Source organism: Parazoarcus communis SWub3 = DSM 12120 (assembly GCF_003226565.1).
In the GTDB taxonomy this organism is placed as follows: domain Bacteria; phylum Pseudomonadota; class Gammaproteobacteria; order Burkholderiales; family Rhodocyclaceae; genus Parazoarcus; species Parazoarcus communis.
The window spans coordinates 1-3,612 of the sequence record NZ_QKOE01000046.1 but is presented as its reverse complement, the minus strand read 5'-3'; the positions used below and the strand labels follow the sequence as shown (position 1 = coordinate 3,612).

At 59.0% G+C, this 3,612-nt stretch carries 3 protein-coding genes and 1 pseudogene; 3 read left to right on the top strand and 1 reads right to left on the bottom strand.

Going from position 1 to position 3,612, the window contains the following annotated elements; translation table 11 throughout:
- The coding region (locus tag DNK49_RS22695; RefSeq protein ID WP_110530331.1) for an RHS repeat-associated core domain-containing protein at positions 1-734 on the top strand (734 nt) is incomplete at its 5' end.
- Positions 731-1,132 carry a hypothetical protein gene (locus tag DNK49_RS22690; protein ID WP_110530329.1) on the top strand — a complete coding sequence of 134 codons (402 nt, stop codon included), beginning with the start codon at positions 731-733 and terminating at the stop codon, positions 1,130-1,132. The genes DNK49_RS22695 and DNK49_RS22690, both read left to right, overlap by 4 nt.
- A 231-nt stretch (positions 1,133-1,363) precedes the next feature.
- Here DNK49_RS22690 and tnpC read toward each other — a convergent pair.
- A pseudogene (tnpC, locus tag DNK49_RS22685) lies at positions 1,364-2,151 on the bottom strand (IS66 family transposase); the annotation flags it as partial.
- A 109-nt stretch (positions 2,152-2,260) separates the two neighbouring features.
- Here tnpC and DNK49_RS22680 point away from each other — a divergent pair.
- Complete coding sequence (locus DNK49_RS22680; protein ID WP_110530327.1) at positions 2,261-2,860, top strand: hypothetical protein; 600 nt, start codon at positions 2,261-2,263, stop codon at positions 2,858-2,860.
- The last annotated feature ends 752 nt before the right edge of the window (positions 2,861-3,612 follow it).

The following is a 3,612-nucleotide window of genomic DNA, read 5'->3' as shown; positions in this document are numbered from 1 at the left end:
CGATCTACAGCTACGGCCCGTACGGGGAGCCCAACGTCACCACCGGTGCGCGGTTCCGGTACACGGGGCAGCAGTACCTGGGCGAGCTGAACCTGTACTACTACAAGGCACGGTTCTACTCGCCGGCGCTGGGGCGCTTCCTGCAGACGGACCCGATCGGCACGGCCGATGACCTGAACCTGTATGCGTATGTGGGGAACAACCCGGTCAACTTCAGTGATCCGACGGGGTTGATCAAAGCAGAAGCGGATCGGTTGGGTGCCGCCGTTGGCGGAAGCACAGCCGCCCAGATGCTGGTTCCGGGGCAGACGGCCTGGAACAACATGTTGAGCAACTTCGGCATGGGCAACTACGGTGCAGCGGCGGTCAATGGCGTAACATACGCAGGCGAGGTTGCATTGTTCGCGCTGACACTGGGCGGTAGCCAGGCGTACATGGCTTCAACGCGGGCGGCGTTGCCGGCGGTTGAGAGTCTTGCAGCAAAGGGCGTAGATCCGAACAAGTTGAAGCACATTTTTGGCCAAGAAAGACATAATCTTAGCGGGGTGGCAAAGCAGTTTGGCTCAGAAGAGAAGGCTTTCAATGCTATCCAGCAGGCGACGGAAACCGCCGTTGGTTCTCAGGGGCTGAAGGGGGTTTTTGAAATGACCGTAAAAGTTGGCACTGAAACCATTACTGTTCGAGGGAATGTTGTTGATGGAGTTGTAAAGATTGGGACGGCGTTCGTGCCATGAATAACAAACTACCAATATTCGAGCAAGCTGTACTCGAGAAGCTTCTCGACGGCGATTTTCCTTTACTCATTCAGCTACGACAGCAACTTGCACGGTGTACAGTGGCAAAGCGTGAGTTTACGGGATTTGGTTTCTATACGACCCTGTCTGTGCCCGCAGATGTTCGCCGAACAGTAGGGCTTGACGTCAAGTTTGGCGACGTAGTTGGAAAGATCCCAGAGCTGCCGAGCGGGGCTGGGTTCCTGCTTTACGTTAAGAACGGAGTTCTCGATATGCTCGAAGGCTATAGTTACGACGAGCCTTGGCCGTCATCCATTGATAACTTTAGTCTGGAGTATGTGAAAGGAGAGCAGCGTGACTTGACGGCCCTAGAGGGGAGCTTGCGTCAGAAGTCATAGTTGAGATGCCGCAAAGGGCGTAGCGACGATAGATACGGCTGCCGTCCGATTTACCCAAGATAGCGTCAAAGGCGCATTTCGAAACGGAACCAGCCTCAACGAGGCTGCGGCGGCGTTGAGGGCTGGAGGTGCTGAAGCCGCTGCGAAGTTCCCTCCCATTCGATTGGTTCAACACGAGGGCCAGTTGTTTACGTTGGATAACCGTAACCGGTAACTGATCAGCGTTCTTGCCTACGTCCGGAGGTTGTGCAAAGGCGAGCGCAGCGGGTTATCAGCGAAGAGTTGCTTCCACAGTCGCGGCGTGAGTTCGTGGACACGGCTGGCTGGATGCTGACTGACTCGTTGCAACACATCGACCAGATAGTCGTAGGGATCGATCTGGTGGAGTCGGCAGGTGACGATCAGGCTCTGCATGATCCCGACCTGCCGGGCACCGAGCTCAGTCCAGCAGAACAGCCAGTTGCGGCGCCCCATGGGAATAGCCCGTAGCGCACGTTCCAGATGATTTGTGTCGATCGGGACGTCCGGGTCGGTGAGGTAGACCTCGAGTCCGAATCGCCGTTCGCGCACGTAGGCCAAGGCCTTCGTCATAGGATTGCTCGGCAACAGCCCCTGCGCCTCGAACTGCTGGCTCACCCAGGCGAGGAACCGTTCGGCGATCGGCTTGGCATGCATCAATCGATAGTCGAGTTTCTTCGCGGCGCTGAGCTTGTGCTCGCGGATGTGCGCTTCGACCGCGTAGAGGCCACCGATGAAGTTCAGGCCCTGCGCCGCGATGTCCGGCTCGACATCCTTCGCCTCGAACAGGTGGCGCCGCGTGTGAGCCCAGCATTGCGCGTGGGTCAGCCCGGTCTTCTTCGTGTAGTGCTCATAGGCGGTATAGCCGTCGCTGAGCAGGACGCCGCGCTCGACTGGCGTCAGGCCCAACGCCTGCTCGACATGTTCGATGCGGCGACTCTCGAAGAACGGGAAGCAGACTTCGTCGAGCTCGCCATGACAGGCCAGAAATAAGCGGCCTTGCGCAGGAAATAGGGGACGCACCACGGTTTGCGCAGGAAATAGGGGACGCACCACGGTTTGGGGAAATGACCTGACCGTGGTGCGCCTGACTGCACCGCCACCAGCACGGTGGTCACCACCACCACCTACAACACGGCCAACAAGTACGTCCCGCAAACGGTCGTGGCTGACGCGGGCACGGGCAAGCTCAACCTCACCACCGCCTTCACCTACGACGGGGTGGGCAACCTCACCCAGGTCAACGGCCCGCGCACGGACGTCACCGACACCACCGCGTACGCCTTCAATGCGCAGCGCCGCATCACGCAGACGACCGACGCGCTGGGCAAGCAGACGCGCTTTGGCTATGACAACGACGGCCGGCTCATCCGCACGGCGGCCCAGCTGGGCACACAATGGCTGGTCAGCTGCCGCAGCTACAGCGCCACCGGCAAGCTTCTGAAGGCCTGGGGCCCGGCGGTAACGGCCGCGGCCACCACCTGCCCGACAGCCGCCGCCCCGGTCGCGGTCACCGACTACGCCTACGACGACCTCTCCCGTCGCACCACGGTCACGCTGGGCAACGGCACCACCACCAGTTACGGCTACAGCCCCCAGGGCGCGCTCGCCAGCCTCAGCCACAACCTCGCCGGCACCGCGCAGGACCAGACCCTCACGTACACCCGCAACCCCGTGCAGGAGATCGTGAGCCAGCGGGCTGCTACCTAACCGTGGCGCGGGGGGCTAGGTTCTAGAAAAGCTTGCGGTGTCACTAGTCAGAATAAAGAGCGTTGTTTCTGAAGCAGTAGACCTTGCATTGTGTTCAAGTAATGCTATACAGTTACGACAAACAGATATTAAATAAATTGAGTTGCCTTAAGGGAGCTGCTGCCGCTTGAGCACTTTTCGAGCTGGGGAGTGCTAAGGAGTGCAGCTGTATGCGGATGGATCTTCTCAAGCCTTTTGGGAACTATTTGCAGCTCCGGGAGATGCCAGTCCGCAGAAACGCGAGAGTCGCGGCAAGCGACCTTTCGCATTGTACGAGTTGCTTTGCTAGAGACCGTGTGTGTAATGCAACGGAGGCATTGCCGACCGAAGGAGGTGGTGATGAGTCGTGATGGCGAATTTCCCACGAAGCGCTGCTTGCATCAATGGAGTCGCCCCGGATATGGCTTCCGTACGGCCCTGCTGCTGCATCCTGGCACTGCCATGAGATGTCTGTGATGACCTTGCGAAAAATGCTCCAAGCTCAGATTGATGCTGCACTCTGGGAGTGCTGCCCGTCTGAAATGGTTCGTACATTGGTGGAGGCTCCTTGGCTAGGCCGCGTATTGGGGCAATGTGAGGAAGATGCCAGGCGACACCGTAAATTGACCCCCTGGCGACACGAGGAATGAACCCCCTCGTTCGCAAGGAGGCCATCGTTGGAAACGAAGCACATCGAGGTAGATCCTGTACGCCGTGTAGGTTGCGGAGGGCAG